The sequence below is a fragment of the Kitasatospora sp. NPDC004723 genome (assembly GCF_040609255.1).
Lineage (GTDB): Bacteria > Actinomycetota > Actinomycetes > Streptomycetales > Streptomycetaceae > Kitasatospora.
In genome coordinates this window covers 123,845-148,443 of sequence record NZ_JBEXJT010000011.1, presented here as the reverse complement: position 1 = coordinate 148,443, position 24,599 = coordinate 123,845, and the positions used below count along the sequence as shown (strand labels likewise).

The 24,599-nt window shown below is 73.8% G+C and carries 8 protein-coding genes; 7 read left to right on the top strand and 1 reads right to left on the bottom strand.

Going from position 1 to position 24,599, the window contains the following annotated elements; all coding sequences use genetic code 11:
• The coding region (locus ABZW10_RS14820; RefSeq protein ID WP_355364332.1) for a hypothetical protein at positions 1-3,340 on the bottom strand (3,340 nt) is incomplete at its 3' end.
• Between the two features lie 381 nt (positions 3,341-3,721).
• Here ABZW10_RS14820 and ABZW10_RS14815 point away from each other — a divergent pair.
• The 7 genes from ABZW10_RS14815 to ABZW10_RS14785 all read left to right on the top strand — a co-directional run bounded on the left by ABZW10_RS14815 (position 3,722) and on the right by ABZW10_RS14785 (position 24,566).
• Positions 3,722-4,237, top strand: coding sequence for a hypothetical protein (locus tag ABZW10_RS14815; protein WP_355364329.1), 516 nt, complete (start codon positions 3,722-3,724; stop codon positions 4,235-4,237).
• 384 nt (positions 4,238-4,621) lie between these two features.
• Complete coding sequence (locus ABZW10_RS14810; protein WP_355364326.1) at positions 4,622-5,812, top strand: serine hydrolase domain-containing protein; 1,191 nt, start codon at positions 4,622-4,624, stop codon at positions 5,810-5,812.
• A 720-nt stretch (positions 5,813-6,532) separates the two neighbouring features.
• Positions 6,533-10,009: a beta-ketoacyl synthase N-terminal-like domain-containing protein gene (locus ABZW10_RS14805; protein ID WP_355364323.1), complete on the top strand. Its 3,477-nt coding sequence runs from the start codon at positions 6,533-6,535 to the stop codon at positions 10,007-10,009.
• 17 nt (positions 10,010-10,026) lie between these two features.
• Complete coding sequence (locus ABZW10_RS14800) at positions 10,027-16,530, top strand: acyltransferase domain-containing protein (protein ID WP_355364320.1); 6,504 nt, start codon at positions 10,027-10,029, stop codon at positions 16,528-16,530.
• A complete protein-coding gene (locus ABZW10_RS14795) occupies positions 16,517-21,538 on the top strand; it encodes a thioester reductase domain-containing protein (protein WP_355364317.1) in 5,022 nt (1,673 codons plus the stop codon). Before ABZW10_RS14800 ends, ABZW10_RS14795 begins: the two co-directional genes overlap by 14 nt.
• Before the next feature lie 159 nt (positions 21,539-21,697).
• A complete protein-coding gene (locus ABZW10_RS14790; protein WP_355364314.1) occupies positions 21,698-22,888 on the top strand; it encodes a cytochrome P450 in 1,191 nt (396 codons plus the stop codon).
• A 100-nt stretch (positions 22,889-22,988) separates the two neighbouring features.
• Positions 22,989-24,566 carry an FAD-binding protein gene (locus ABZW10_RS14785; protein WP_355364311.1) on the top strand — a complete coding sequence of 526 codons (1,578 nt, stop codon included), beginning with the start codon at positions 22,989-22,991 and terminating at the stop codon, positions 24,564-24,566.
• Positions 24,567-24,599: the final 33 nt, after the last annotated feature.

The window sequence follows — 24,599 nt, the reverse complement described above, 5'->3', positions numbered from 1 at the left end:
CACCACCCTCGACACAGTCAGCCGCGTTCGTCGAGGTGCAGACCTCCTTGTTGATACTCACCGACGGAACAACCGCCGGCACATCAACAGTCGCCTCAGACGGCGGCGTCGTGATCGGGCCGTTCGGACCCGGGGCGGTCGCCGTCACGCTGTTCACCGTGTGCTGGGTGACGTTCGCCAGGTCACAGAACACCTGACGCGACGCACCGACCGCGAGGTCGAACGTGCCGGCGGCCGTGACGCAGGACGGCGAAACGCTGTCCGACAGCGTGATCCCCGTGACCGGAATCGTTCCGATGTTGGTCACCGTGATCCGCCAGAACGCCGTGCTCCCGGACGGAACCGTGGTGGCCTTCGCCCACGGACCCGGGCCGCCCTCGGCGCAGTCGGCCGCGTTGGTCGAGGTGCAGACCTCCTTGTTGATGCTCAGCTCCGGCAGCGGAGGCGGCGTCACCTCCACCGTCGCCTCCGACGGCGGCGTCGTGATCGGCTCCCCGGCAGGACCGGGGAACGATGCCGTGACCGTGTTGATGGTGTGCTGCGTGACGTTCGTCAGGTCACAGAAGACCTGGTGAGAAGCGCCCGCCGCGAGATCGAAGGTCCCCGCAGCGGTCACACACGACGGCGAGACACTGTCCGCCAGCGTGATCCCGTTCACCGGAACGGTCCCGGTGTTGGTCACCGTGATCCGCCAGTACGCGGTGCTCCCGGCCACGACCGTGGTGCCCTTCGCCCACGGGCCCGCGCCACCCTCGACGCAGTCGGCCGCGTTGGTCGAGGTGCAGACCTCCTTGTTGATCTCCAGCGACTGCACGTCCGCTGTCGCCTCGGACGGAGGCGTGGTGATGATCTCCCCACCCGGGCCGGGGAAGGAGGCCGTCACGGTGTTCACGGTGTGCTGGGTGATGTTCGCCAGGTCGCAGAAGACCTGGTGGGACGCCCCCACCGCGAGATCGAAGGTCCCCGCAGCGGTCACACACGACGGCGAGACACTGTCCGCCAGCGTGATCCCGGTGATCGGGACCGCACTGGTGTTGGTCACGGTGATCCGCCAGTGGGCGGTACCGCCGGGTACGAGCGTCGCGTTCTTCGCCCATGGACCGGGGCCGCCACTCGCGCAGTCGGCGGCGTTCGCCGAGGTGCAGATCTCCTTGTTGATCTCCAGCTTCGGGGCGCACTCCGGGCCCGGGGTCACCTCGAAGGTGACGGTGTTGGAGGTGACGGGGATCCCGCCGTCGGTGACGGCGTAGGCCTGGTTGGAGATGGAGGTGACGGAGCAGTCCGTGGTCACCTTGGTCTCGTAGCAGATCTGCGGGGCGTCGCCGACGAAGGTCACCTGCATCAGCGGGTGGTTGTCCGGGGTGAAGGACGAGCCGTTGACGAGGTCGATGTTGCCGATCACCTGGATCGGCTGATCGGCGATCGGGACGGAGGAGATGTCCGCCGTGCCCGTGGCCGGGTCGAACGGGAAGGTGCCGATCGGGGTGCCGCCGGCGGACAGCACGGTCACCGTGGAGTTGGCGAAGTCGACGGTCGTCGGATCGATGCCGACGAGGCTGACCGTCCCGTAGGACCTCACGTGCCCGGTCGCCCCGTCGCAGTAGTACGCCGACGGGTTGATGGTGCTCTGGGCCTTGGTCTTGAGGCAGGGCGAGGCACCGGTGATCGGGTCGATGGAGAACAGGACGCCGGTGTCGCCGAGGCTGTACTTGCACTGGCCGTCGTAGGCGAAGCCGTAGGGGCTGGTGTTGCCGCCGTTGACGTTGAGCGGACCGTTGACGACGCCGTTGGTGCCGTACTGGGAGCAGGGGGCCTGGGTGTTCCAGTCGTAGCAGAACTCGGAGCTGTTCAGGGTCGGGGTGTTGCCCTGGTAGATCCAGAACGGGAACTCGGTCTCCAGGTGCCCGTTGGGGGCGGTGATGGTCAGCGGGACCTGGTAGTTGGCCTCGCCGGGGGCGACGTTGGTGCTGACCAGGGCCTGCAGGCCGGGGGGCGCCGCGATCGGGTCGCCCGCGAAGTCGAAGCAGACGACGGTGCCGACCGGCGGGGTGACCCGCCCTTCGACGCCGCCCACCACGGTGCAGACGCCGATGGCCGTGCCCGAGGAGTTGTAGATCGCGAAGACGTTGTCGACCCGGGCGGGATCGCTGCCGAGGGGGGTGACCACGGTCTTCGGGACGGTCCAGCCGGCGCAGGCGAGGCCGGTCGCCGGGTCGAAGCAACCCATCAACGACGGCAGCGGGGCCCGCTGGTTGTCGGTCACGTAGACCTTGCCGTTGATGACCGTCATGGTGCCGACGTAGTCACCGGGGAAGCCGCCCTGGCCCTCGTTCGGGGGCAGCCCGATCTCGAAGGTGCCACAGGGGGCGTTGGCGGCGCGGTCGTAGCAGAGGATCTCGCCGGTGCCGGAGACGACGTAGTCGAACCCGCCGGGGACCTCGACCACACCGCCGATGACCGTACCGGTGCCCTCCTGGAGCGGGGTGAACCCACAGCTGGCCTGGGCCTGGAGGTCGATGCAGCCGATGCCGATGAGCTCGGGGGTGACCCGGCTGACGGCGGCGTAGTACAGCTTGGAGCCGGACTGCACGTAGGTCGGGGTCCGGGTGCTGCCGAGGTCTCCGGTGGTCCCGTTGGGCGCCGAGGAGTTCAGCGGCTGGGGCCAGCTGGCGGGGGCGCCGCTCGGAGTCGGGCAGGGGCCGTTGGACAGCAGGTCGGTGCAGACCACGCTGGCCGTGTTCGAGTACCCGTGGTGGTAGATGTTCCAGGCCTCGGGCGTGGAGACGCCGTTGATCGTGGCCGTGTAGAGGATGGGGGTGAAGCCGTCACCGCCGGTGGCCGTGTTGACCGGGGTGAGGGGCGGCGGGATCTGGACCACGCTGCCGGTGGCCGGTGCGGAGAGCCTCGGGTTGGTCGCCTGGACGACGTTGGTGGCCGGGCCCTGGTCGGTGGTGGAGAAGGTGGCGCCACCGTCGGTGGACCACTGCCTGGTGAAGCCCGGCGGCGCCTGGAGCGTGTCGGGCACGTAGGTCTGGGACTCGGGGGTGCTGCCCGGGCCGCCCTGGATGGGGTCGGTGACGGTGGTGGAGACCGGCACGTTGTCCGGGTTGGTGGCGGAGACGACCCAGCGGATGGTGTCGCCGTGGGTGGTGGTGGTCGTGCTGCCGGTGGTGATGTCGGTGCCGGTCTTCTCCAGGGTCACCGGCTGCTGGCGGCCCTGCCGGTCTCCCTGACGGTCCGACGGGTGTGCCGCGGCGGGGCGGTCGGTCACCGCGGCGGCGTGGCCGACGGCGAGGGCCGGGGTGGTCAGCGACGCGACGGCGGCGGCGAAGGCCGCCACCAGCGTGACGAGCCGGCCCGGTGGTCGGTGGGCGGAGCGTCCGTCAGGTCTCTGACCCTGATCCGGGGGTGTGGGCGGACAGCGCGTCATCAGAAGTCCTTTCGACCCTGCGCTCGTGTTCGGGGATGGCGGGGAAGGGAAGCCAGGAAGAGCACAGTTCGAGTTGATGATGTTCTGACGAGGCATCCGATTTGTATGACAAAGCTCAGGTTCACTCTGCGGCCACCCAGGAGCACTCAGACGGGTGCCACGGCTTGACGGAAAACCGGTCGGACCGAGTGATCGCCACTGTGCGTGACCGGAGCTCCGCATGCCGGAGGTCCGACCGGGGCGACGCCACCCGGCTTGCGCATGGCGCCATGATGGTGCCACCATGGCACCATGGACCTCACTCCGTATGTCGAGAATCTGCGTCGCGAACTCGCGGTGGCCGCCGAGGCCGGCGGGGAGGAAGCGCGCGCGCTGGCCGAGCGGCTCACCGCGCCGCTGGAGTCGGCGGCCCGGCTGACCATGCTCAACGTGCTCTCCGCCGCGTCGGACGAGATCACCCGCGAGCTGGCCCCCGGCTCGGTCGACGTACGGCTGCGCGGGCTGGACCCCGACTTCGTGGTGACCCTCCCGCCGGCCGCCGCCGGGCCCGCGGAGCCGGCCGCATCGGTCGAACCGTTCACGGTGCCGGTGCCCGCCGACGGCGAGGAGGGCGCCACCGCCCGCGTCAACCTGCGACTGCCGGCCCACCTCAAGGCGCGCGCCGAGGAGGCGGCGGGCCGCGAGGGACTGTCGGTCAACGCCTGGCTGGTGCGGGCGGTGGCGGGCGCGGTGGACGCCGGCGCACGGCCGCGCCCGGCGGGGAAGGTCCAGACCGTCGGCCAGAGCATGACCGGCTGGGTGCGCTGACCGCGCCACGGGAACGTCCGGAGGCGGTCCGCTCTCCACGAGCGAACCGCCTCCGGCCGGTCCGCACGGGCCGGGCCCCACGTGCACCCAGGCCGACGGACGCGGCTGCTCGCGCCGCAGCCGGATACCGGCGAGGGAGACGGCCAACCCCGATCCCGGCGGCGGGCATCCCCTAAGGGATCGGGACACCACCCCGGGGAGCCGGTCGGGGGCCGCCCCCTCCCCAAGGCGTAGTCGCCCGGCCGAAACCGTGCGACTTGATGGGGAGAAGAGGTCGGACCCCGGTCTGACGAACCGTCATTCGGATACTGGGAGAGTTTCAACCACCGGACGAATGGCGGGAGTTGGATACACCTTCCGCCCGGCCAAGGGGAGGTTGGCGCAGTGGGGACGTCAAGGAACGGAGCCGTCCGCCTGGCGGCGGTCGCGCTGGCGGGGGCGGGCCTGGTGATCGGCATGGTCCCGGCGGCGCAGGCGCAGGGCACCGCCGGCCCGGTGACGGACGCGGAACGGCGGGTCGACCGGGCGGCGCTGGACGCCGGCCTGCAGGCGGTGGTGGCGCCGGGCGGTGCCACCGCCGCGCTCGGCCGGGTGAGCGAGAACGGCCGGACCCTCTGGAGGGGCGCGGCCGGAACCGGCGACGTCACCACCGGCGAGCCCGCCGCGGCCCGCGACCGCTTCCGGATCGGCAGCGCCACCAAGACCTTCGTGGCGACGGTCGTCCTCCAGTTGGCCGCGGAGCACCGGATCGGCCTGGACGACCCGGTGGAGAAGCACCTGCCCGGCGTCGTGCACAACGGAGCCGCGATCAGCCTCCGCCAGCTGCTCAACCACACCGGCGGCATCTTCAACTACACCTCGGATCCGGCCTTCGCCTATGAGGACGAGGCCTCCTTCCGGACGTGGCTCAGCACCGACCGCTGGAAGTCGTGGACGCCGGCGGAGCTCGTCGCCGTCGCCGAGTCCCACCCGGCGTACTTCCCGCCGGGGCAGGACTGGCACTACTCCAACACCGACTACATCCTGCTCGGCATGCTCATCGAGCGGACCACCGGCCGCAGTTGGCAGCAGGAGGTGGACCGCCGGATCATCCGGCCGCTCGGCCTGCGCGAGACCACGATGCCGGAGAACGACCCCACCGTGCCCGGCCGCCACACCCACGGCTACGCCAGTCTGCCCGGCGGCCCGGTGGACATCACGCTGTTCAACCCGAGCATCGCCGGCGCGTCCGGCGCCGGCATCTCCACCACCGCCGACCTCGCCACGTTCATGGCCGCCCTGCTTGGGGGCCGGCTGCTCGGACCCGCCGAGCTCGCCGAGATGAAGCGGACCACGGGCCTCGGCCTCGGCGCCGACTACGGCCTCGGCCTGGAACGCACACCCACTCCGTGCGGAGACTTCTGGGGCCACCGCGGCGACAGCATCGGCTACAGCAGCGTCATGCTCAGCGACGACACCGGGAAGCGCCAGGTCGTGCTCTCCCGCAACCCGTACGACTCCGGTGGACCGGACGCCTCCGCAGCCGCCTTCACCGCCCTGGTGACCGCCGCGGCCTGCACCGGCCGGACCGCCTAGATTCCCGGGCCGCCGGGAATTCGCTCAAGTCGCACGGGAGCGCCGGGCCGGAAGCCGCTTCACCGGAAGCCGTTTCATTGGTCCCCCATTTAATGCCATGGACACGACAGAAATAGCGGTGCACGCGCGGTGTTCGCCTTGCCGTCGGCGCGGGCCGATGACAAGGCCGAACACTCCCGAGCACGAGCGTATCCCGTGCCCGGCCGGGACAGAAGGCGTTCGCCGGCCCATTCGATCCGCCGCGACCGCCGCGTCGACGACCTCGTCAACCAGCCGCTTACCGCATGTTTACCCGCTTTCATGTGTCATGAAGTAGGTTTCCAAGGACGCTAGTTGACGCAGTGTCATACAAGCTCGGCGGGATCTTTATTTCTTGACAGGCTGCAAGTACTGCTCATAGCCTGGCCGCGGCCTGGTTGCGGTACAACGGGGTGAAGATACGTACCGCGGCCTGTGAGCGGCACTTGCTCCGGGTTTCCTTTTCGCTACTTATGTCTCTGCCGGGAACTTTCCCTGGCCGATTGCACGCAAAGGCGCTTTCGGGATTTCAAGACCCTTCTTCCTGCTCTGATTCACCGGCTCCCGCATGCGGGGCCGTCGTCATGCTGTCCAGAACTGCACGCCGCAGCGCCCGGCCCATTTCAAGGGGGATCGGGAACGGGCTCCTGCGGCGAACCGTCCGGAATCACCAACATTCATTTGCGCATGGGGGGAGAGCCGATGTCGACGCGCCCAAAATCAGCGGCCGGGACGCTTGTCGAACTCTTGCGGTACCGGGCCGAGCATCAGCCCGACCAGGTCGGATACCGATTCCTGAGTTTCTCGGGCACCGGGCAGCCGGAGGAATCGCTGCTGACCTGGAGCCGGCTGGACGCCTGGGCACGAGCCGTTGCCGTCACCCTGCGGGCGGAAGGCACCCCGGGAGACCGGGTTCTGATGCTCTGCCCGCCGGGGCTGGACTACGTGGCCTACTTCTTCGGCTGCCTCTACGGCGGATTCGTCCCGGTGCCGGCGTATCCGCCGGGGACGGCCAAGCACGTCGGCCGGGTACAGGCGATCGCCCTCAACTCGGGTGCGCAGATCGTGCTCACGGACGAGTCCTCCGGCCTGGCGGACATCGCCCCGGCGATCGGCGACGGCACGGCCGGCGACGACCTCGTGTCCCCGCTGTCGCGGGCCCGTTGGCTGCCCGCCGACGACCGGGTGCTGGACGGCCGGGAGGACGGCTGGAGCGCTCCGCCCCTCACCGGTGAGCACACCGCGTTCCTGCAGTACACCTCGGGTTCGACCGCCACCCCGAAGGGGGTGATCGTCACCCACCGGAACCTGATCGCCAACGCCCGAGCCGCACAGGAGGCCTTCGGGCTCACCGTCGAGAGCCAGTCGGTGAGCTGGCTCCCGCCGTACCACGACATGGGGCTGATCGGCGGCATCATCTGCCCGATCCACACCGGCTACACCGTCACTCTGATGGCCCCGGTGTCCTTCGTCCGGGAACCGGCGGTGTGGCTGGAGGCGATCAGCCGCTATCGCGGCACCGTCAGCCCGGCGCCGAACTTCGCCTACCGGATGTGCGTCGAGCGGGTGACGGACGAGGTCAAGGACCGGCTGGACCTGTCGAGTTGGGTCTCCGCGCTGAACGGGGCCGAGCCGGTCCAGCCGGAGGTGCTGGACCGCTTCGCGGCGGCCTTCGAGCGCTGCGGATTCCGCCGGAGCAGCTTCTACCCGTGCTACGGGCTGGCGGAGAGCACCCTGCTGGTCTCGGGCGCGCGGCCGCAGGGCGATCCGCTGGTGCGCCACGTCTCGAAGCCGGAGCTGGAGCAGGGCCGGATCAGGCCACCTCATGACCTGAACTCGGTTCAGTCGCTGGCGAGTTCGGGCGAGGTCGCGGCGGACACCGAGGTGGCGATCGTGGCCCGGGAGCGAGGTGAGGTGCTGCCTCCGGGCGAGGTCGGGGAGATCTGGGTCCGCGGGGAGAGCGTCGCGGCCGGCTACTTCGAGGCGCCGGAGGCGACGGCGGAGACCTTCGGCCTCCGGCTGGCGAACGGCGAGGGTCCGTACCTGCGCACCGGCGACCTCGGGGTGCTGATGGACGGCGAGCTGTTCGTCACCGGCCGGGCCACCGATCTGATGATCTTCCGTGGGCGCAACGTCTATCCGCAGGACGTCGAGGCGACCTGCACCGACAGCGACCCTTCGCTCGGGGCGGTCCGGGCCGCGGCGTTCACGGTCGAGACGGACGGCGAGGATGTGCTGGTCGTCGTCCAGGAACTGCCGCGCGGGAGGGTGAGCGCCGAGCTGGCGAGCGGGCTCACCACGACGATCCGCCGACGGATCTCCGAGGTGCACCAACTGCAGGTGCACGACGTGGTGCTGGTACCGGCCCGCAAGATCCCCACCACCTCCAGCGGCAAGGTCCAGCGCCGGGCGTGCAAGGCCCAGTACCTGGACGGTTCGCTGCCCGTGGTCCGTCCGGCGGCCGCCCGTCCGGCCCCCGCCCCCGCTGCCGCGGCCCCGGAACCGGCCGCGACCCCGACCCCGGCCCCGGCCCCGGTCGGGCAGCCGGCCGACGGCCGCGGGACGGCCGCCGTGCGGACCAGGACCGCCGCCGAGATCGAGGACCTCCTCAGGGAGCTGATCGCCGCCGGTGCCCGGCTCGGCCTGCACGAGGTGGCCGCCGACGAGCCGTTCACCTCGTACGGGATCGACTCGATCCAGGCGGTCTCGCTGGCCGGCACGCTCTCCGACTGGCTCGGGCACCACGTGCCTGACACGCTCGTCTGGGAGCACCCCACGCCGGCCGCCGCGGCCCGCGCACTGGCCGAGGAACTGCGGGCGGCGAACGCCCCGTCGTCCCCGGCCCAGAACCCGGCCCAGGACCCGGCGCGGACGGCGCCGACGGTCCGGGGCGGGGCCGAGGACGCGATCGCGGTGATCGGGGTGGGGTGCCGGTTCCCGGGCGGGGTGACGGGCGCGGACGGCTTCTGGGACTTCCTGGCCCGTGGCGGCTCGGGGATCACCGCGATCCCCCGCGACCGCTGGGACATCGAGGAGTTCTTCGACGAGGAGGCCGGCGCACCGGGACGCATGTACGTGCGCCACGGCGGATTCGTCGACGGCGTCCGGGACTTCGACGCCGGCCTGTTCGGCATCCCGCCACGCGAGGCGGCGGGCATCGACCCGCAGCACCGGCTGGTGCTGGAGGTGGCCTGGGAGGCCCTGGAGCACGCCGGGGTGGCACCCGACTCGCTGCGCGGCAGCCGCACCGGCGTGTTCGTCGGCATGGGCGGCAGCGACTTCCAGCGCCTGGGCGCGGGCGACGTGTCGCTGATCGACGCCTACTCGGCGACCGGCAGTTCGGCGAACTTCGGCGCCAACCGGCTCTCCTACGTGCTGGGCCTGGAAGGACCGAGCATGGTGGTGGACACCGCCTGCTCCTCCTCCCTGGTGGCCCTGCACCTCGCGGTGCAGAGCCTGCGCACCGGCGAGTGCGGGACGGCCCTGGCCGGCGGCGTCAACGTAATGCTCTCCCCCGACTCCTCAGTGGCCCTGTCCAGCGGCCGGATGCTCTCCGCCCAGGGACTCTGCCGCACCTTCGACGCCTCCGCCGACGGCTACGTCCGCGGCGAGGGCGCGGGCGTGGTCGTGCTCAAGCGCCTCTCCGACGCCCTCGCCGCCGGTGACGACATCCTCGCCGTCGTCCGCGGCTCCGCCGTCAACCAGGACGGCCGCAGCAACGGTCTCACCGCCCCGAGCGGCCGCGCGCAGGAGGACGTGGTGCGGCGGGCGCTGTCGGCGGCGGGGGTGGCCGCCGCCGAGGTCGGCTTCGTCGAGGCGCACGGAACGGGCACGCCGCTCGGCGACCCGATCGAGGTCCGGGCGCTGGGCCGCGTCCTCGGTGCGGGCCGGGACCCCGGCAGCCCGGTGGCGCTCGGCTCCGCGAAGACCAACATCGGCCACCTGGAGGCCGCGGCGGGCATCGCCGGGTTCATCAAGGCCGCCCTCACGGTCCACCACGGCTGGATCCCCCCGCACCTCAACCTGGTCGAACCCAACCCCCACGTGGAATGGGCCGACCTGCCCGTGGCGGTCCCCACCGTGCTCACCCGCTGGGAACAGGAACGGCGCATCGCCGGAGTCTCCGCCTTCGGATTCGGCGGCACCAACGCACACGTCGTGCTGGAGGGAACGCGATGATCGACAGGAGTGTTGACGTGACGCCAGATGGGTCTGCCGGGCAGCCGGACCCCGACGGCTCCCCCGTCCTGGTGAAGGTGTCGGGGGCGGAGGGCGAGTCCCTCAGGGCGGCGGCGGGACGGCTGGCCGACTTCGTCGCCACGGCCGACGGGGTCACCCCGGAGCAGGTGGCCTGGGCCGCCGGCGTGGGCCGGGCGGACCTCGGCGAGCGGGCGGCCGTGGTCGCCGCGACCAGGACGGAACTGACGGCGGGCCTTCGCGCGGTGGCCCTGGGCGGCAGCACCACCGGCGTGGTCACCGGCCGCCGGGGCGTCGGCGCCGCACCGCGGGTGGCGTTCGTCGTCCCGGGCCACGGCGCCAAGGTCGCGGGCGTGCTGGCGGGCCTGTACGGCCGGGTGCCGGTGGTGACCGAGACGGTGGACGCGGTGGCCGCGGTGGTCGGCCCGGTCACCGAACTGCCGCTGTCCGCACTGCTGTCGGGCGGCGAGGAGGCGCGGCAGGCGCTGGCCGCCACCGAGGTGGCCCAACCCGCGCTCTACACCGCCGCCGTGGCGCTGGGGGCGTGGTGGCGCTCGGTCGGCGTGGAGCCGGCCGCCGTGGTCGGGCACAGCGTCGGGGCGTACGCGGCGGCCGCGCTCGCCGGGGTGTTCACGGTCGAGGACGGCGCCCGGCTGACCTCCGCCCGAGGGCGGCTGATGGCCGGACTCCCGGCGGGCGGCGCGATGGTGGCGCTGTCCTGCGCGCCGGAGGAGCTGGCCGGGATCGAGCGGCTGGTCTCGGGCGAGGTCGGGATCGCGGCGCTCAACGGGCCGCGCGACACCGTGGTCAGCGGCCCGGTGGAGGCCGTCACGGCGGTGGCGGAGGAGCTGGCCGGCCGCGGCGTGCGCGGTGTCCGGCTCGCCGTGCCGCACGCCTTCCACTCCGCCGCCATGGAGCCCGTACTGGACCGGCTGGCCGAGGAGTTCGCCGGGCTGACGATGAACCTCCCCGGTCTGCCGCTGGTGTCCGACGCCACCGGTCTGCTCGCGGACGAGGAGATCACCACCGCCGGGTACTGGGTCCGGCACACCCGCGAGCCGGTGCGGTTCGAGCAGGCGATGCGGACCGTGTGGGAGCGGGGCGTGCGGATCCTGGTCGAGCTCGGCACCGGCGGGCTGCTCGGCCCGGCGGCCTCCACCGCACCCGGCCGCGCGCCGGTCTGCGTCCCGTCGGCGTTCGCCGGCGGCTCCGCGCACCGCGGGCTGCTCGGCTCGCTGGCCCGTCTGTGGACCGAGGGGTGCCCGGTCGACTGGCGGGCGGTCGGCCCGCGCCCGGCCCGTTCGGTGAAGCTGCCGACCTACCCGTTCCAGCGGCAGGACTACGGCCCCGCGCCGGCCGTCCGCCAGGGCGCCGGCCGACCCGCGGCCGTACGGCCGGCCGGTCCGGTGCCGCAGGCCGCGCCCGCCGGGGCTCCCGCCACCGGGCGGCCCGTCTCCACGCGGCCCGCCTCCGCACAGCCCGCCTCTGCGCAGCCCGCCCCCGAGGACCTGCTCCGCCGGCTCCAGGAGGAACTGGCCGTCCTGCTGGACCTCGCCGACCCGGACGAACTCGACGCCGAGACCGGCCTGTTCGACCTCGGCCTGACCTCGGCGATGGTGGTCGCCCTGCGGGTCCGGCTGGAGGACCTGATCGACCGGGACATCCCGACCACCGCCGTCTTCGACCACCCCACCATCGGCAGGCTGGCCGGCTACCTGGCCGACCGCCGGCTCCGGCAGGCGCCCGCCGCCCCGCGGGCCGCCGCTTCCCGCGCCGCCGAGCCCGGCGAGGCCGTGCCGCAGCCCGACGAGGCCGTGCCGCAGCCCGAGGCCGCCCCGCCGGCCGCCGAACCGGCTGTCGCGCCCTCCGAGCCCATCGCCATCGTCGGCATGGGCTGCCGGCTGCCCGGCGGCGCGAACGACCTGGACGGGTTCTGGCAGTTGCTGCGGGACGGCCGGGACGCGACCGTCGAGGTGCCGGAGGACCGCTGGGACCGGGAGGCGTTCTACGACGCCGACCCGGCCGCCGCCGGCAAGACCTCCACCCGGCGCGGCGGCTTCCTCACCACCCGGGTCGACGAGTTCGACGCCGACGCCTTCGGCATCTCGGCCCGCGAGGCCCGCGGGATGGACCCGCAGCAGCGCCTGCTGCTCGAAGTGGCCTCGGAGGCGCTCGCCGACGCGGGCGTGACCGCCACCGAGCTCGACGGCTCCCGCACCTCGGTCTACGTCGGCATCAACACCTCCGACTACCTGCAGCTGCTGGTCGCGGAGGGCACCGCCGACGACGGCGCCCACCTGGCGACCGGCAACACCTTCAGCGTCGCGGCCGGCCGGCTGTCCTACCTGCTCGGCGCCCAGGGGCCGAGCCTGGCCGTCGACACGGCCTGCTCCTCGTCCCTGGTGGCGGCCCACCTCGCGGTCCGGAGCCTGCGCTCCGGCGAGTCGGACCTCTCGGTGGTGGCCGGGGTGAACCTGATGCTGGCCCCGGCCACCACGGCCGGGCTCTCCCGGCTGCGGGCGCTCTCGCCCGACGGGCGGTGCAAGGCCTTCGACGCCTCGGCGGACGGCTACGGCCGCGGCGAGGGCGCCGGCGTGGTCGTGCTCAAGCGGCTCTCCGACGCGCAGGCGGCCGGGGACCACATCTGGGCGGTGCTGCGCGGTACGGCGGTGAACCAGGACGGCCGCAGCGCCGGCCTGACCGTCCCCAACGGCCTCGCACAGCAGGCCGTGATCCGCGACGCGCTGCGCGACGCCGCCACCTCGCCCGACGAGGTGGGCTACGTGGAGGCGCACGGCACCGGGACGGCGCTCGGCGACCCGATGGAGGTCCAGGCGCTGGCCGAGGCGCTGCGGCCCGAGGACGGCGGGGCGCCGCCGCTGCTGGTCGGCTCCGCCAAGACCAACGTCGGGCACCTGGAGGCCGCCGCGGGCATCTGCGGGCTGGTCAAGGTGGCCCTGTCGCTGCACCACGGGCAGATCCCGCCGCACCTGCACCTGCGGGACCCGAACCCGCTGGTGGACTGGGCGGCGCTGCCGGTCGCCGTGCCGACGGAGCTCACGCCGTGGGCCACCGACGGCCGGGACCGGGTCGCCGGGCTCAGCTCCTTCGGCTTCAGCGGCACCAACGCCCACGTGGTGCTCGCGCAGGCTCCCGAGCCGGCCGAGCGCCGCGCGGACGAACAGCCGGGCGAACAGGCCGACGAGCGGCCGGAGTTGCTGCTGCTCTCGGCCCGCACCCCCGAGGGGCTGCGGGAGACCGCCGAGGCGTACCGGACGTTCCTGACGGACGGCGGGTCCGTCCGGGGCCGCTCGGCCTGGGCCGAGACGGTCCGCACGGCGGCCGTCCGCCGCGACCACTTCGCGGCCCGGATGGCGCTGGTGGCCTCCTCGCCGGCGCAGGCCGCCGAGCAGCTCGGCAAGCTGCTGACCGGGGCGCGCCACCAGGTGCGCCAGGGTGTGCTGCCCCGGCCCGCCCGGAGCAGGCTGGTCTTCGTCTACGGCGGCCAGGGATCCCAGTGGGCCGGCATGGGCCGGAGCCTGCTGGCCGACCCGGTGGCCGGGCGTGTGCTGCTGCGCTGCGAGGAGATCGTCCGGGACCTGGCCGGCTGGTCGCTGCTGGAGCAGCTGGAGGCCCCGCGCGAGGTCTCCCGTCTGGACGACACCGAGGTGACCCAGCCGGCGATCTTCGCGGTGGAGGCGGCGCTCACCGCGCTGTGGCGCTCCTGGGGCGTCGAGCCGGACGCGGTCGTCGGGCACAGCGTCGGGGAGATCGCGGCGGCCGTCGCGGCCGGTGCCTTCGGGCTGGAGGAGGGCCTGCGGATCGCGGTGCTCCGCGGCCGGGTGATGGCCCGTAGCCACGGTCAGGGCCGGATGGCGGTGGTGGGCCTGCCCGTCGCCGAGGTCCGGACGCTGATCGAGCCGTTCGACGGGCGGCTGTTCGTCGCCGCCGTCAACAGCCCGGTCAACACGGTGGTCGGCGGGTTGCCGCAGGAGGTCGCCGCGCTGGAGGCGCTGGTCCGCGGCCGCAAGGCGTTCTGGATGGCGATGCCGGGCGAGTACGCCTTCCACACCCCCGTCCTGGACCCGCTGCGCGGTGAACTCGTCGACGCGCTGGGCCTGCTGACGCCGGCCGGCCGCAGCGTCCCGCTCTACTCCACGGTCACCGGCGAAGCCGCCGCCCCCGACGCGCTGGACGCGCGCTACTGGGCGGACAACATGACGCTGCCCGTCCGTTTCGCCGACGCGCTGCGGGCCGCCGCCGGCGAGGGCAACACCCTGGTGCTCGAGGTCGGCCCGCACGCCGTCCTGTCCACCGCGGTCCGGCAGACGCTGGAGGGCGAGGTCGCCGGCCTCGGCACGGCCGCCTCGATGCGGGCCGGTGCCGAGGCCAGGGCGACCATGCTGGACGCCGCCGGAGCCCTGCACGTGGCCGGCCGGCCGGTGGACCTGCGGGCCCTGCACGGCGAGGGGCCGAGCACCGCCGCCCTGCCCGGCTACCGCTGGCAGCGGCAACGGTACTGGCTGCCGGGCAGGCCGGTGCCGCACGGGCAGGCGCCCGACCCGCTCGCGCAGGACGTGTACGAGGTGGACTGGGAGCGGGTCGAGCCGCCCGTCCTGGAGCCGGGCGGCGCCGCGCGCTCCCCGGGCACCTGGCTGCTGATCGAGGACCAGCACGGACTGGCCCGCCGGGTCGCCGAGCAGCTGGCCGCCCACGGCGCGCGGGCCAGGATCCTCACGGTGGCGGAGCCGGGCACGGCCGCGGCCTTCTGCCAGGACGGGCCGGACCGGCTGCGCGAACTGGTCGCCGGGGCGCTGGCCGAGGAACCGTCCGTGCGCGGCCTGGTCCACCTGGGCGCGCTGCACGACGCGGCGGACCCGCGGCTGCCCGGCCCGGAGCTGGACGGCGCGCTCGCGCTGGCCTGCGGGCCGCTGCTGTTCGCACCGAAGGTGCTGCGGGCCCGCCCGGGCGCCCCGGCGCCCCAGCTGTGGGTGGTCACCCGCGGCGGCGTCGGCACCGACGGCGCGGCCATGACGGCCTCGCACGCCCCCGCCTGGGGTCTCGGACGGGCCGTCGGTCTGGAGCACCCGGAGATCTGGGGCGGCCTGGTCGACCTCGACCCGGCCGGCGCCGACCCCGAGCGGGAGGCCGCGGCGATCGCCGCCGAGCTGCTCGCCCCCGACGGCGAGGACCAGGTCGCCTACCGCTCGGGCCTGCGCAAGGCGGCCCGGCTGCGCCGGGTGGAGAACCTGCCCGTCGCACCCTCGCCGACGGCGGTCGGCCCGGACGGCTCGTACCTGATCACCGGCGGCCGGGGCATCCTCGGCCTGCGGGTGGCCCGCTGGCTGGCCGGGCGCGGTGCCCGCCACCTGGTGCTGCTGGGCCGGCGGCCCGTCCCCGAGGACGGCCCGGACCTTCCGGAGGCGGACCGTCAGCTGCTGGCGACGCTCGCCGAGCTGAGGGCGGCCGGCGTCAGCGTCCACACCCCGCACGCCGACGTGGCGGACGCCGCCGCGATGGCCGCGGTCTTCGACGCCGCCGCCCCCTGGCCGGCCGTCAAGGGCGTGGTGCACGCGGCCGGGCTGTTCGAGCCCCGGGCCGTCGTGGACCTGGACTGGCAGCACTTCCGGGACGTCCTGCGGCCCAAGGTCGAGGGCAGCCTGGTGCTGGACGCGCTCACCGCGGCCGGCGGGACCGACTTCTTCGTGATGTTCTCCTCCGCCTCCTCGGTCTGGGGCTCCGCGCTCGCGGGCCACTACGTGGCGGCCAACTACTTCCAGGACGTGCTGGCCCACGACCGGGTCAGCCGGGGCCTGCCGGGCCTCGCGATGAACTGGGGCTGGTGGGAGGAGAGCGAGATGGCCGGCCACCACGAGCAGTACTTCGAGTCGATGGGCCTGTACGTCCTCCCGAACGAGACCGGCCTCGCCGCCCTGGGCCGCACCCTGGGCTCCGGGCGCCACCAGCTGACCGTGGCACCGGTGGACTGGGCGAGGTTCCGCCCGGTCATGGAGGCCAAGCGGCGCCGCCCGCTGCTCACCCACCTCGGCACCCGGGCCGCGGCCGGCCGGGCCGGCGGCGACGCGATGCTGCTGGGCCGGCTGCGTCAGGCGGAGAGCCGGGCCGCCCGGACCAGGCTGCTGGAGCGGGCGCTGCAGGCCGAGGTCGCGCAGGTGCTGGGCCGGGAGCCGGGCAGCGGGATCGATGCCGACCTCGGCTTCTTCGAGGCCGGGATGGACTCCGTGATGAGCGTCGAACTCAAGTTCCGGCTGGAGCAGCTGGTGGGTGAGGAGCTGCCCGGCACGGTGGCCTTCGAACACCCCACCGTCACCGCGCTCGGCGCGTACCTGCTCGGCGAGGTCCTCGGCCTGGCCGACCCGCTCCCGGAGCAGGGCGCCGAGGTCGACGAACTGTCGGCGGAACTCGCCCAGCTGTCCGAGTCGGAGCTGCTGGACCTCCTCGAGTCCGAGCTGAACCAGGAGAGCCACCATGACAACAACTGAGGAGCGGACCATGGTCACCCAAGGGGCGGTCGCGCCCGAACGCCAGGAGGTGCTGCGCCGCGCCCTCGTCGAGCTCAAGGCCGCGCGCGCCGAGGTGGCGGCGGCCAAGCAGGCCCGTGACGAGCCGGTGGCCGTCGTCGGCGTGGGGTGCCGGTTCCCGGGCGGGGTGACGGGCGCGGAGGGCTTCTGGGAGTTCCTGGCCCGCGGGGGCTCGGGGATCACCGGGATTCCCGAGGACCGCTGGGACGTCGAGGAGTTCTTCGACGAGGAGGCCGGGGCGCCGGGGCGGATGTACGTGCGCCACGGCGGGTTCCTCGACGGTGTGCGGGGCTTCGATGCCGGCCTGTTCGGCATCCCGCCGCGCGAGGCGGCGGGCATCGACCCGCAGCACCGGCTGGTGCTGGAGGTGGCCTGGGAGGCCCTGGAGCACGCCGGGGTGGCGCCCGACTCGCTGCGCGGCAGCCGCACCGGCGTGTTCGTCGGCATGGGCAGCAACGACTTCCAGCGCCTCGGCGCGGGCGACGTGTCGCTGATCGACGCCTACTCCGCGACGGGAAGCTCGGGGAACTTCGGCGCCAACCGGCTCTCCTACGTGCTGGGCCTGGAGGGCCCGAGCATGGTGGTGGACACCGCCTGCTCCTCCTCCCTGGTGGCCCTGCACCTCGCGGTGCAGAGCCTGCGCGCGGGCGAGTGCGGGACGGCCCTGGCCGGCGGCGTCAACGTGATGCTCTCCCCCGACTCCTCGGTCGCCCTGTCCAGCGGCCGGATGCTCTCCGCCCAGGGACTCTGCCGCACCTTCGACGCCTCCGCCGACGGCTACGTCCGCGGCGAGGGCGCCGGTGTGGTCGTGCTCAAGCGCCTCTCCGACGCCCTCGCCGCCGGTGACGACATCCTCGCCGTCGTCCGCGGCTCCGCCGTCAACCAGGACGGCAAGAGCTCCGGCCTGACCGTCCCGCGCGCCTCCTCCCAGCAGGAGGTCGTGCGGCGGGCGCTCGCGGTGGCCGGGATCGCCGCCGCCGAGGTCGGCTTCGTCGAGGCGCACGGAACGGGCACGCCGCTCGGCGACCCGATCGAGGTGCGGGCGCTGGGCCGGGTGCTGGGCGAGGGCCGGGCACCGGACAGCCCGGTGGCGCTGGGGTCGGTGAAGACGAACATCGGCCACCTGGAGGCGGCGGCGGGCATCGCCGGGTTCATCAAGGCGGTGCTGACGGTCCAGCGCGGCTGGATCCCCCCGCACCTGAACCTGGTCGAGCCCAACCCCCACGTGGCCTGGGCGGATCTGCCGGTCTCGGTGCCGACCGAGCTGACCCGCTGGCAGCAGGAGCGGCGCATCGCGGGCGTGTCGGCCTTCGGGTTCGGCGGCACCAACGCCCACGTCGTACTGGAGTCCCCGCCGGTCCGGGAAACCGCCGCCGAACCGGCCCCGGACGGGCCCGTGGTGGTCAAGGTCTCCGGCTCCGGTGCGGTGGCCCTGCGCGCATCGGCCGCCCGGCTGGCCGAGTTCACCGCCACCGCCGACGCCTTCACGCCCGCCGACCTCGCCTGGTCGGCCGGTGTCGGCCGGGCCGACCTCAGCGACCGCGCCGCCGTGGTGGTCGAGACCTCCGCCGACCTGGCGGAGGGACTGCGCGCCGTGGCCGAGGGCGCCGACGCCCCCGGTGTGGTGACCGGTCGCCGCGGTGCCGGGCCGGTGCCGCAGGCGGCCTTCGTGGCCACCGACGGCGGCGCCCGGGCCGACGGCCTGTACGGGAAGCTGCCGGTGGTGACCGCGACCGTGGACGCGGTGGCCGCCGCCCTCGGCGTCCCCGGCGAGGAACTGGCCGCCGGCGACGGCCCGGCCGCGCGCTACGCGGCCACGGTGGCGCTCGGAGCCTGGTGGCGCTCGGTCGGTGTCGAACCGGACGTGATCGTCGGCCAGGGCGCCGGCGCGTACGCCGCGGCGGCCCTCGCGGGCGTCTTCAGCATCGCGGACGGTGCCCGGCTGGCCCTGGCGGGCCGCTCGGCCGACCTGGCCGACGTCCGGCTGCGCATCCCGGCCGTCGACCTGGTCCTCGACCACCGGACCGGCCCGGCCGGTCCCGAGGTGGCCACCGCCGAGTACTGGAACCGCTCCGCGGACAGCGCTCCGGACAGGCCCGCGGCGCTCGACGCGGCGCCGGCGGCGGTCCTGGACAGCGGGGTCGGGATCATCCTCGAACTGGGTACCGGCGCCCTCGCCGTCGGCGGCGGGGACCAGGACGTCCTGCGACTGGCCCCGGCGGCCGACGGGCCCTCGGCCCACCGGGTGCTGCTGGAGTCGCTCGCCCAGGTGTGGGCCCGCGGCCGGGAGGTCGACTGGTCCGCCGTGGTGACCCGGCCGGCCTCCCCGGCCAAGCTGCCCACCTACCCCTTCCAGCGCCAGGAGTACTGGCCGCGGAACACCTCCGCGGGCACCGCCACCGCCTCGCGGAGCGGCCGCGCACTGCGCCCGCACATCCTGGAGACGGCGGACGGCGAGGTGATCGGCGAGAGCGAACTCTCCCTCGCCGCCCTGCCGTTCCTCGCCGAGCACCGGGTGCACGGACGGCTCGTGGTGCCCGGCGTGGTCTACCTGGAGCTGGTCCTGCGCTGCGCCGAGCGGGCCTTCGACGGACCGGTCGGGATCGAGGACCTCACGATCTCCCGTCCGCTGGTCCTCTCCGACCAGGACACCCGCACGGTCCAGGTGGTGCTGGGCCCGCTGACGGACGGCAAGACCGAGGTCCGGGTGCACAGCAAGGACCCGGTGGCCGGCTGGCAGCAGCACCTGCGGGCGCTGGTCGTCCCGGCGGCCCCGGCCGGCGGGGACCCGGCCGAGGTGACACCCGCGGCGCTCTTCGAGGACGCCGGGACGCGCTGCCAGGACACCCTGGACGGCGCGGACTTCTACCGCCGGGCCTGGCACCCCGCGTTCCGGCTGGGCCCGAGCTTCCAGCTGGTGGAGTCCGCCCGGCGGGGGCCGGGCGTCGCGGTCGGGCGGCTGGTGCCGCCGGACGCGCGGACCAGGGGTGTCGCGGCCGGTGTCCGGGCCGACCTGCTGCTGCTGGACGCCTGTGTGCAGTTGGTCGCGATCGCCGGGCACCCGCAGCCGGCCGACTGGGCCGAGCGCCCGGTCCACCTGGGCACCGGTTACGAGCGGATGGTCGTGCACGGCGCCGTCGCGGCGGACGAGGTGCTGTGCACGGTGGTCACCCGGGCGACCGCCGACGGCTCCCTGGCCGGGGACCTGCGGCTGACCGCGCCGGACGGCTCGCTGGTCGCCGAACTGAGCGGGGTGTCGTTCCGTCCGGTCAGCGAGGCCATGCTGGAGCGGATGGTGTCGAGCGGCCGGCCCGAGGGGGCCGCGGGAGCCGGCGGACCGGTGGACCTGGCCGCGCTGCGCGCGGCGGAGCCCGCCGAACGGGAGCGGACGGTCACCGGGCACCTGGTCCGGCTGCTGGCCGCCGTGCTCGGCTCCGCGCCGGAGGAGGTCGACCCCGGGACCGAGGTCACGGCCGTCGCCGACTCGCTGATGCTCGCCGAGCTGAAGAGCCAGGTGGACCGCGACTTCGAGGTGGGCCTGCCGCTGGAGATCGTGTTCACCGGCGGCCGGCTGACCGACCTCGCGGAGTGGGTCGCGGGCGAGCTGGAGCAGTCTCCCGCACCGGCCCCGGCGGGCGAGGAGCCGTCGCCCGGCAGCGCGCCCGCCGCCTCCGCCGTCGCCCCGGCCGCCCCCGCCTCCGCCTCCGCCGCCGCCTCCGCCGCCGCCGCGCCCGCGGCACCGCGGGCCGCGGCCCGCCCGCGCGGCCTCGGCAGCCGCCGGGTGCGCTCGATGACCGTGGCGGACATGGTGGAGAAGGCGGAGCTGGAGGCGTCGATCACCGCCACCGTGCCGCCCGAGCCGGCCGGGACCGCCCCGCAGGACGTCCTGCTCACCGGTGCCACCGGCTTCGTCGGGGCCTTCCTGCTCGCCGAACTGCTGGAGCGGCGCCCGGGCACGGTGCACTGCCTGGTCCGGGCCGACGACGAGCAGCACGCCCTCCGCCGGGTGCTCGCCAACCTGACCACCTACGGGGTCGACGTCGGCGATGCCGCGGCCCGGATCGTGCCGGTCGTCGGAGACCTCTCCAAGTCCCGGTTCGGCCTCGGCGCGGAGGAGTTCACCGGCCTGCACGCGCGGATCGGCGACATCTTCCACTGCGGCGCGACCGTGAAGTGGACGTACCCCTACAGCGGCCTGGAGGCCGCCAACGTGGACGGCACCCGCGAGGTGCTGCGGCTGGCGACGGCCGGAGCGGCGAGGCCCGTGCACTTCATCTCCACCGTCGGGGTGTTCTCCTCCAAGGAGTTCGAGGCCGACAGCGTGCCGGAGAGCCAGGACCTGCTGACCAGCGGCCCGCTGGTGGTCGGCTACGCGCAGTCGAAGTGGGTCGCCGAGCACATGGTCCGCACCGCGCACGGGCGCGGGGTGCCGGTCACCATCCACCGCATCAACTCGGGCCCGCACAGCAGCTCCGGGGCGTTCAACCGGCTGGACCACCTGAGCATGGTGATCAAGGGCTGCGCCGAGGCCGGCATCGCGCCCGACCACGTGGAGATGCCGCTGCAGCCCGCGCCGATCGACTACGTGGCGCGCGCGGTGGTGGAGCTGGCCGGGCGCCCGGAGCTGAGCGGGCGGACCTTCCACCTGGTCAATGACACCAAGCTGACCTGGATCGAATTCTTCGACCTGGTCGAGGAGTACGGCTACCCGATGGAGCGGATGACGTTCGCCCGCTGGAAGGAGAAGGTGACCGGGCGCGAGGCCGGCACCATGGCGCTGCTCGGTCTGGTGCCCTTCCTCAACGACGCGGTCGACGACGTCCGGCTCCCGAAGTCCGCCGCCGAGGACACCCGGGCGGCGCTGGAGGGGACGGGCATCAGCTGCCCGCCGCTGGACGCCGCGCTGGTGCGCACCTACCTGGAGTCCTTCACCGCCAGCGGCTTCATGGAGGGCCCGGCGGCCGGCTGAGCCGCCGGCCCCGCCCCCGCCCACCCTGCAGCGGCGGGCGGGGCCGGCCCCGTCCCACTCCCCCTTCCCCAGCGCGGTCCCCGCACGATCCCGCACGTCCCCGCACGTCCCCGCGCGTCGCAGCAGTCCGGACAGCCATGCCTGACAGAGAGGGCAACCATGACCATCACGATCGACCTGGGTGACCCCGAGTACCACCTCAACCCCTGGCCGACCTACGTGCGGCTGCGGGACGAGAACCCGGTGTTCCACGCCCCCGGCGGCATGTGGGACGGGTCCGACTTCTACGTCCTCAGCCGCTACGACGACGTCTCGCTCGCACTGAAGGACAAGAAGCTCTTCTCCTCGCAGATCCGCAAGGGCGACTACCTCAACCTCCCGATGCTGGTGAACCGGGACGCGCCCGAGCACACCCGGCTGCGCCACATGGCCAACAAGGCGTTCAACGCCCGGCTGGTCCGCACCCTCGGCGGCTGGGTGCAGGAGATCGTCGACGAGCTGATCGAGGAGATCCTGGCGCAGGAGCAGGTCGAGTTCGTCGAGGCCTTCACCACCGCGCTGCCGCTCAAGGTGGTCGGCGGGATGCTCGGCATCCCGCTCGACCGCAAGGCGGACCTGCGCCGCTGGTCGGGGGCCGTGATGGCGTCCTTCGCGGTCGCCGCCGGGATGGACCCGGACCTCGCGCCCGGATTCTTCGAGGACATCGTGGAATTCGGCAACTACATGGGCGAACTCGCCCACCAGCGCAAGGGCAAGCCCAACCAGGAGGACATCCTCGGCGAGCTGGTCGTGCAGCTGGAGGCCGGGGACATGACCCGCGACGAACTGGTCACCATGGCCTGGTCGTTCGTCGCGGCCGGCCACGAGACCACGATGAACCTGCTCGGCGGCGGCGTGCACATGCTGCTGACCGACAAGGCGCTCGCCGACCGGCTCACCGCCGAGCCCGGCCTCACCCGGGACTTCATCGAGGAGTACCTGCGGCTGTACAGCCCCACCCAGTGGCTGCTGCGCCGGGCCGCCGAGGACGTCACCCTGCACGATGTCACCATCCCCGCCGGCGAGTTGGTGCACGTGCTGATCGGCTCCGGCAACCGCGACCCGCGCAAGTTCCAGAACCCCGACGTCTTCGACCTGGACCGCGACACCAAGGGCGATCACCTGGGCTTCGGAGCCGGACCGCACTTCTGCCCGGGCGCCGCGCTCTCCCGGCTGCTCGCCGAGACGGCGTTCCGCTCCTTCTACCCGCACCTCGACCGGCTCGCCCTGGACCCGGAGGACCCGCCGCGCCTGCGCACCACGCAGGGCTCGTACGGGATCGCGAGCATGGGCGTCCGTGTGACGGCCTGAGGAAGCCCCGGCCCGCCCACCGCCGGCACCACGTGCCGGCACCGGCGCCACCACCGGCGCCACCGTCGGCACCATTCGAGAGGACGAAGTGAACGGACCCGTGTTCAACAGACGGCAGATTCTCCGCTACGGAGCGGTGGCCACCGGCGCCGCCGCCCTGTCGGGGGGCCTGCTGAGCGGTGTCGCCCGGGCCGCCGAGCCCGTCGACGTGGTCATCGTCGGCAGCGGGTACGCCGGCTCGGTGGCGGCGCTCCGGCTGGCCCAGGCCGGCTTCAGCAGCGTGCTGCTGGAGCGCGGACGCCGCTGGCCGATCACGCCCGCGGGCGACACCTTCTGCACCCCGCAGGCCCCGGACGGCCGCGCCGCGTGGCTCGCCACCACCTCGCCGTTCACCAACCAGAGCTTCCACCCGTTCACCGGGGTGCTGGAGGCCTTCGTGGCCGACGGCGTGATCGGCCTGGCCGGCGCGGGCGTCGGCGGCGGCTCGCTGGTGAACAACGCGGTGATGATGGCGCCCCGGGAGGACTTCTTCCGCCGCAGCTTCGGCGAGTCGCTCGACTACGCCGAGATGCGGGACGTCTGGTACCCGCGGGCGCGGGGCCTGATCGGCGTCGCCCCCATCCCGGACGACGTGCTCAACTCCCCCTACTACGCCAACGCGCGGGACCTGCTGGCCGAGGCGGCGCGGGCCGGACTGCCGACGCTGCGCCCGGACATGGCGGTGGACTGGCAGATCGTCCGCAACGAGATCGCCGGCACCGCCGTGCGGTCGGCGATCCTCGGCCACTCGGACTTCGGCGTCAACAGCGGGGCCAAGCGCAGCGTCGACCGCTCGATCCTCGCAACCGCCGAGGCCACCGGACGGGTCTCGGTGCTGCCGCTGCACCAGGTGACGGACATCAGCACGGTGGACAACCGGTACCTGATCTCGGCGGAGCGGATCGACGAGCAGGGGCTGGTCTCGGCCCGTCCGCAGTTCGCGGCCCGTTACGTCTTCCTGGCGGCCGGCTCGCTCGGCACCACCAGGCTGCTGGTCCGGGCCAAGGCCAGGGGCGGTCTCCCGAAGCTGGGCGACCAGGTGGGTCGCAACTGGGGAACGGGCGGGGACCACATCATCGTCCGCGCCGGGCTGCCGCTGCGGGACACCGCGCAGGGCGGGCCCTCGCACATCGTGGCCACCGACTGGGCGGACCCCGAGACCCCGGTGACCTTCCTCGGGTTCCCGCTCGGCTACCCGGAGCTCGGCTCGCTCGCCGGCACCATGCTGGGCCTGTCCGTGCCGCCGGCGCTCGGCCGGTTCGACTACCGGCCGGCCACCGGCAAGGTCGAGCTGACCTGGCCGAAGTCGGACCCGCGGATCCAGCGGGTCACCGACGCGATGTCGGCGACCACCTCGAAGCTGGACCGGGCGAACCCCGGGATCAGGGTGGACGTGGTGACGCCGGCGCTCACCGCGCACTGCCTGGGCGGGGTGGTCCTGGGGAAGGCCACCGGCCAGGCGGGCGACGTCCTCGGCTACGACAACCTGTTCGCGATCGACAGTTCGCTGATACCCGGCTCGACCGGGGCGGTGCCGCCGGCGCTGACGGTGACGGCGCTGGCCGACCGCTGCGTCGACCGGGCGCTGCACCGGCTGACCTCGTCGGGCCCGACCGGGACGGTACTGGCGCTCTCCTGAACGCCCTTCGGGCGTACGGGGGTCGAACCGTCG

Coding starts and splice junctions, on each gene's coding strand:
- ABZW10_RS14815 (WP_355364329.1), top strand. CDS start 3,722: ATGGACCTCACTCCGTATGTCGAGAATCTGCGTCGCGAACTCGCGGTG.
- ABZW10_RS14805 (WP_355364323.1), top strand. CDS start 6,533: ATGTCGACGCGCCCAAAATCAGCGGCCGGGACGCTTGTCGAACTCTTG.
- ABZW10_RS14790 (WP_355364314.1), top strand. CDS start 21,698: ATGACCATCACGATCGACCTGGGTGACCCCGAGTACCACCTCAACCCC.
- ABZW10_RS14795 (WP_355364317.1), top strand. CDS start 16,517: ATGACAACAACTGAGGAGCGGACCATGGTCACCCAAGGGGCGGTCGCG.